At 76.2% G+C, this 6,978-nt stretch carries 3 protein-coding genes; 1 reads left to right on the forward strand and 2 read right to left on the reverse strand.

What is annotated here, in order from left to right:
• Positions 1 to 27: 27 nt before the first annotated feature.
• The gene (locus ACFU7Z_RS33360; RefSeq protein ID WP_380781646.1) at positions 28 to 1,455 is read right to left on the reverse strand and encodes an MFS transporter; all 1,428 of its coding nucleotides are present in this window, start codon (positions 1,453 to 1,455) and stop codon (positions 28 to 30) included.
• A gap of 416 nt (positions 1,456 to 1,871) precedes the next feature.
• Positions 1,872 to 2,753, reverse strand: coding sequence for a MerR family transcriptional regulator (locus ACFU7Z_RS33365; RefSeq protein WP_380781648.1), 882 nt, complete (start codon positions 2,751 to 2,753; stop codon positions 1,872 to 1,874).
• A 296-nt stretch (positions 2,754 to 3,049) separates the two neighbouring features.
• Here ACFU7Z_RS33365 and ACFU7Z_RS33370 point away from each other — a divergent pair, with 296 nt between their 5' ends.
• A complete protein-coding gene (locus tag ACFU7Z_RS33370; RefSeq protein WP_380781650.1) occupies positions 3,050 to 6,925 on the forward strand; it encodes a phosphodiester glycosidase family protein in 3,876 nt (1,291 codons plus the stop codon).
• The last annotated feature ends 53 nt before the right edge of the window (positions 6,926 to 6,978 follow it).

Below are 6,978 nucleotides of genomic sequence, written 5' to 3' on the forward strand. Positions count from 1 at the left end.
GGCCGAAACGGCACGGGCGGTCCTCCGTCAGCGCGCCGTCTGCGCCACCCGCTGCGCCGGAACGGCGCCCCGCGCGGTCCGCGCGCCGGCGGAGGCACCAGCAGGGGCACCAGCGGGGGCGGCAGCGGGGGCGGCAGGGGAGGCGCCCAGCGCGGTGCCGCGGGTCTCCTCCGCCCACGCCACGCAGACCAGCAGCCCGAGGGCGGTGACCCCGGCGGCGATCAGCATGGTCGGGCCGGTGCCCAGCCCGGTCAGCGATAGCGGCAGCAGGTAGGTGCCGACGGCCGCGCCGATCCGGCTCACCGAGGTGGCGACGCCCACGGCGGTGGCCCGGATCTCGGTCGGGAACAGCTCGTTGGGGTACGTCCAGTCGAGCACGTTGGGCCCGCCGCACAGGAAGGCGTACGCGCACAGCGCCAGCAGCGCGATCGCGGCCGGGGCGGTGGGCCACACGCCCAGCAGCGCCAGCGGGACGGTCATCAGCGCGAAGGACCAGATGATGACGGGCCGCCGGCCGCGGGTGTCGATCAGGCGCAGCGCCGGGTAGCAGCCGAGCAGGAAGACCAGGCTGATCAGGCCGGTGCCGAGGGTCTCCATCACGGTGCCGCCCGGCATGCCGAAGGAGGAGAGGATCTGCGGGCCGAAGGTGAGCATCGCGAACAGCGGGCCGACCTGGCACATGAAGAACAGGCCGCAGAACAGGGTGCGGCGCCGGTAGGGCTGGGTCATCAGCAGGCGCAGTCCGGCGGGGCGGCCGCGCTCGGCCGGATCGGGCATCAGCTCCCGGCCGTCGACCCGGACCCCGAGGTGCTTCTCGACCACCCGCACCGCGTCGCCGACCCGCCCGTTGGCGGCCAGCCAGCGCGGCGACTCCGGCGAGCCGCGGCGGATCACCAGGAACACCACGCACAGCACCGTGGAACTCGCCAGCATCCACCGCCAGCTGCCCGGCCCGGCCAGCTCCAGGAACAGGTAGCCCACCACGTAGGCGAGCACCGAGCCGGCGTACCAGGCGACGATCTGCTGCCCGAGCAGGCGGCCGCGCTTCTTGGCGGGCAGCCACTCGGCGAGCAGCGAGGTGGCGATGGGGTAGTCGGCGGCCACGGCCATGCCGAGCACGAAGCGCAGCAGGGTGATCGCCCACACCGCGTCCACCCAGAAGGAGAGCACCGAGCAGGCGACCATCACGAGCAGGTCGGCGGTGTACATCACCTCCCGGCCGATCTTGTCGGTCAGCACGCCGAAGAGCGCGCCTCCGACGAACATGCCGACCAGGGCGGCGGCGCCGATCAGGCTGACCTCGGCGGTGGAGAGCCCGAGGTCCGGGCGCATCCCGATCAGGGCGACGCCGACGATGCTCAGGATGTAGCCGTCGAGCAGGGGTCCGCCCGAACAGGCGAGGGCCAGCCTGCGGTGGAACGCGGTATACGGGGCGTTGTCGATGGTCTGGGACATGTACTTGGGGTCCTCCGGAGCGTACGGCACGCACTGCGCACCGTGCGCCGGGTAGACGGCAGGGGAAGACGCCGCCCACCTCGGACGGCGCCACCGCCCGGTCACAACGGGCGACCGTCCACGGTTGCCCCGGTTCCGAGGGGGCGCCACCGGGGCGAAGGTCGAGGGGATTCGCGACCAAGGTCCCGAAGCGGACGGGCCCTTCGCCCGTGCCGCCACGGCGCCCGCCCAGTCCCGCCACGGGGCCGCGCCGCCGGGCGCCGCGAACGCGCGCCGGACGTGACCCTGGTCACTTCGGACCGTCAACGGCCCCTGGAATGTGGCCAATTCCACACCGGGGCGGTGCCCGTCCGTACGGGACCGACCCCGCCGCGTCACCGCCGGGGCGCCGTCACGAGCCCGTCGTGAGCGCGGCGTCAGCCCGTTGTGAGCCCGTCGTCAGCTCCTCTCCGAGGGCCGCCCGCGCCCGCCAGCGGCACGGCGACGTCCGCGACGTGCTCCTGCGGCCCGGCGGTCGCCCAGTTCGGGTGGTACACCTCCCGGTCCGGCCCGCCCCGCCCGTACCCGCGCGCGGCGACCCAGGCGGCGACCGCGTCGTGGGCGGCGGCCATCGCGGCGGTGCGCCGGCGGGTCAGGGCGGTGTACGCCTCGCGGTGCGCGGGCTCGACGCGCACCGCGAACGGGCCGTGCGGCCCGACGCCGTTCGGCCCGACCGCGTTCGGGGTGGGGGCGCAGACCTCGACCAGGGCCTCGCAGTCCTCGCCCACCAGGCCGTGGTAGACCGCGAACAGCGGCCCCGACAGGCACGCCCCCGCCTCCCGCAGCCGGCCGAGCAGCAGCCCGGAGGCCTCGGCGAGGAAGCCGGGCAGCGCGGCGGCGTCCACGTGCCGTCGGACGAACAGGACGTGCTGCTCGGGCACGTCGCGCTCGGCGACCTCGAACACGGCCGTGCCCCGTCCGGCCAGGACCTCGCGGGCGTAGCCCACCGCCTCCCGGCGGGCCGCGTGCTCGGCCTCCCGTTCCCGCCAGTACGCCAGCAGCTCCCGCTCGCCCGCGTCGCCGTCCGACTCGGCCGCGTCCAGTACCGCCGCGGTCCGCGCCAGCGGCAGCCCGGCGGCGCGCAGCAGCGCGATCCGCCGGGCCCGCTCGACCTGCGCCGGGCCGTACCGCCGCACGCCGGTGCGCGGGTCGACCAGGGCGGGCGGCAGCAGCCCCCGCGCGCCGTAGAGCCGCAGGGCCTTGAGGCTGAGCCTGGTCCGGGCGGCGAGTTCGCCGATGGTGATCGTGTCGTCCTGCACGCCCGCCACTGTGCCCCCTGCCCCAGGGGGAGGGGCAAACGGCCGAACGCCGAGGGGGCGAGCCGCACCCCCTTTGTGGCGGTACGTCAGCCTTCCCACCGGATCCGCCCGCCTGTTCGCGGCGCCGAGCGGGCCGGTTCACCGGCGCGTGAACTGGAGGCCGTCCGTGCACGGTTGACTGCCCGCGGCCTGGGAGGAAACGCCCCCGGGCCGCACCGTCCGCGGGCGAACGGCACTTCCGGCGCCCCGCACGCCGCCGGAGACGCCCGAGCCCGCCGCCGTACGAGGAGACCCCCATGCCACCCCCGCCCGCCGGCACCCGCACCCGCACCCGCCGCCGCGCCCTGGGCGCGCTCGCGCTGGCCACCGCGCTGGCCGCCGGCCTGCCCGGCCTCGCCGCCCCCGCCTGGGCCGCACCGGTCCCCGCGCCGAGCCGGGCGCAAGCCGACCCCGGCCTGGTCCTGGACCGCCCCGGGGAGTCGGTGGTCACCCGCCGCGAGGTCACCCCCATCGCCCCCGGCCTGACCATGACCTCCTTCGACCGCCTCGGCGGCCCGGGCTGGATCCGCGGCAAGGTCCTCGTCGCCGACCTGGACACCGAGGGCCTGAGCGTCGACTACCTCTCCTCCGGCAAGGTGACCACCCGCCAGAGCGTCACCGACATGGCCCGCGGCGCCGGAGCCGTCGCCGCGATCAACGGCGACTACTTCGACATGAACGCCTCCGAGGCCCCCCTCGGCGTCGGCGTCTCCCGCAAGGACGGCCTGGTCCAGGCCCCCGTCGAGGGCTGGAACCAGGCCGTCACCGTCGGCACCGACGGCCTCGCCCGGATGGCCCAGGTCTTCCTGGAGGGTCACGCGAGCCTGCCCGGCGGCCGCGAGCTGACGCTGAACGGCGTCAACACCTACGGCCTGCCCGCCGACGGCGTCGGCGTCTTCACCCCCGCCTGGGGCGACGCCACCCGCGGCAACGTCGCCAACGGCTCCGCCGAGGTCGCCGAGGTCGAACTGCGCGACGGCCGGGTCACCGCCGTCCGCGACACGCTCGGCGCCGCCGTCCCCGAGGGCGCCACCGTCCTGGTCGGCCGCGAGGCCGGCGCCCGCGCCCTGCGCGACCTCAGGCCCGGCGACCGGGTCTCCGTCGGCTACCGCCCGCGCGCCTCCTTCGGAGAGGTCGCCGTCGCCGTCGGCGGCTACCAGGTCCTGGTCGCCGACGGCGTCGCCCAGCGCTCCGGCGAGAACGACGGCAACGAGCTCAACGCCCGTACCGCCGTGGGCTTCTCGGCCGACAACCGGCGCATGTACCTGGTCACCGTCGACGGCCGGCAGGCCGACAGCCCCGGCATCAGCCTGCCCGACCTCGCCGTCCTGCTGCGCGACATGGGCGCCCACAACGCGCTCAACATGGACGGCGGCGGCTCCGCCGCGATGGCCGCCCGCCTGCCCGGCGCCGAGCGGGCCGGCACCGTCAGCAGCCCCTCCGACAACGGCGGGGAGCGCGCCGTCGCCAACGGCCTCGGCCTGTTCTCCACCCCCGGCTCCGGCCAGGCCAGGGGCTTCCGGCTGCGCCCGGCCCCGGCCGTGGACACCGCCGCCCGCCTCTTCCCCGGCCTGCACCGCACCGTGCGCGCCCTGCCCCACGACGAGGCGTACGGCGCCGTCACCGCGACGCCGCCCGCCACCGCGTGGTCCACCGCCACCGGCGCCACCGCGAGCGTCGAGGGCCGCGGCCTGGACGCCGTCGTCACCGGCCGCGCCCCCGGCGCCGCCGAGGTCGCCGTCACCGCCCCCGGCGCCGCCGAGGTCGCCGTCACCGCCACCGGCGCCGCGAAGGCCGTCCTGCCGCTGACCGTGCTCGGCCCGGCGGTACGCGTCAGCGCCGGCAGCGCGCCGATCGCCCTCGAAGGCGCCGGTGCCACCGCCCGCCTCACCGTCACCGGCTACGACGCGCTCGGCCACACCGCACCCGTCGAGGCCGCCGACGTCAAGGTCACCGGCGGCGAGGGCGTGGTCGAGACGAGCGCCGCCCCCGACGGCACCATCGCCCTCAAGGCCCTGGCCGACGGGAAGTCCGCCACCCTCCACCTGGCCGTCGGCACCCTGGAGAGCGCCGTCGCCGTCACCGTCGGCATGACCGAGAAGCCGTTCGCCGACTTCTCCGACGCCGCCGCCTGGAAATCCGGCAACGACCGCGCCCCCGGCGGCTCGACGGCCCCCGCCCCCGGCCCCGACGGCACCCACGGCCTGCGCCTGGCCTACGACTTCACCCACTCCACCGGCACCCGCGGCCAGTACGCCATCGCCCCCGAGGGCATCGTGCTGCCCGGCCAGCCCCGCTCGATCACGATGTGGATCGAGGGCGACGGCAACGGCGCCTGGCCGCGCGTCCAGTACCGCACCGCCGCCGGCGTCACCGCCAACCTCGACGCCCCGATGGTCACCTGGACCGGCTGGCGCAAGGTCGAGTTCCCCGTCCCCGCCGGCGTCCAGTACCCGCTCACCTTCCAGCGCTTCCGCCTGATGGAGACCAGCGCCGCCCGCTCCTACACCGGCGCCCTCACCCTCGCCGACCTGCGCGTCAAGGTCGCCCCCGACGTCGAACTGCCCGTCCAGCCCAAGGTCACCGACCCCGTCGTGCTCACCCACGGCACCGTCGACGGCCGCCCGCTGCGCGTCGCCGTCATGTCCGACGCCCAGTTCATCGCCCGCAGCCCCGACAGCGACATCGTCCAGGCCGCCCGCCGCACCCTGCGCGACATCGCCGCCGCCAAGCCCGAACTCCTCGTCATCGACGGCGACTTCGTCGACGAGGCCGCCCCCGCCGACTTCGCCCTCGCCCGCACGCTCCTCGACGAGTTCGACCAGCTCACCGGCCACACCGTCCCCTGGCACTACGTGCCCGGCAACCACGAGGTCATGGGCCCCGGCACCATCGACAACTTCAAGGCCGCCTTCGGCGACACCACCCAGGTCTTCGACGTCAAGGGCACCCGCTTCGTCACCCTCAACAGCTCGCTCGGCACCCTGCGCGGCAGCGGCTTCGACCAGATCGCCACCCTGCGCACCGCCCTCGACGGCGCCGCCCAGGACCCGTCCGTCACCGGCCTGCTGCTCTTCGAGCACCACCCCACCCGCGACCCGCTGCCCGACCAGGGCAGCCAGCTCGGCGACCGCAAGGAGGCCGCCCTCGTCGAGCAGTGGCTCGCCGACTTCCGCACCAAGGGCAAGTCCGCCGCCATGGTCACCGGCCACGTCGGCGCCTTCCACGCCCAGAGCATCGACGGCGTCCCGCACCTGATCAACGGCAACTCCGGCAAGGGCCCCGCCGCCGAACCCGACCGCGGCGGCTTCACCGGCTGGACGATGCTCGGCGTCAACCCCGCCGCCGGCCGCGTCACCGACCCCTACGCCACCGCCGACGACGCCTCCGCCTGGCTGCGCGCCGAGGTCCGCGCCCGCGCCGACACCGTCGACCTCCAGGCCCCCACCGCCCTCGGCCTGCTCGAAACCGCCCCCGTCCACGCCACCTTCACCCAGGACGGCGAGCGCACCGTGCCCGTCGCCTGGCCCGTCACCGCCCAGTGGGGCGGCACCGCCGTGCACATCGGCACCGCCGCGAGCGCCCCGCGCACCGCCGTCGCCGCCTACGACCCGGCCACCGCCACCCTGACCGGGCTGCGCCCCGGCAGCGGGACGCTGAGCGTCACCGTCGGCGGGGTGACGGCCGAACAGCCGCTCACCGTCGGCGCGTTGCCCGCCTGCACCACCACCGTGCGCGGCCGGCACTCCTCGCTCGCCGTCACCTCGGGCGTCACCTGCCTCCAGGGCGCCGCCGTCGACGGCCCGGTCCTGGTGCAGCCCGGAGCCTCCCTGGTCGCGCTGGACTCCACCCTGTCCGGCCCGCTCTCCGCCCGCGGCGCGAACACCCTGGTGCTGAGCGACACCACCGTGAACGGCCCGGTCGCCGTCAGCGGCACCACCGGCGCCACGGCGATCCTGCGCGCCACCCTGTCCGGCCCGCTCCACCTCGCGCTCAACCGGGGCGCCACCCTGCTGGCCGGCACCACCGTGCGCGGCCCGCTGGACTGCTCCGGCAACACCCCGGCCCCGGTGAACGGCGGCCTCGCCAACACCGTGAGCGGCCCGAAGGGTGGCCAGTGCGCGAAGCTGTGACGAACCGTCAGTAACCCCACCGCAGGCCCGGACCGTGACGCACGGTCCGGGCC

Origin of the sequence: Kitasatospora sp. NPDC057518 (genome assembly GCF_042802075.1) — a bacterium.
Classification (GTDB): Bacteria; Actinomycetota; Actinomycetes; order Streptomycetales; family Streptomycetaceae; genus Kitasatospora.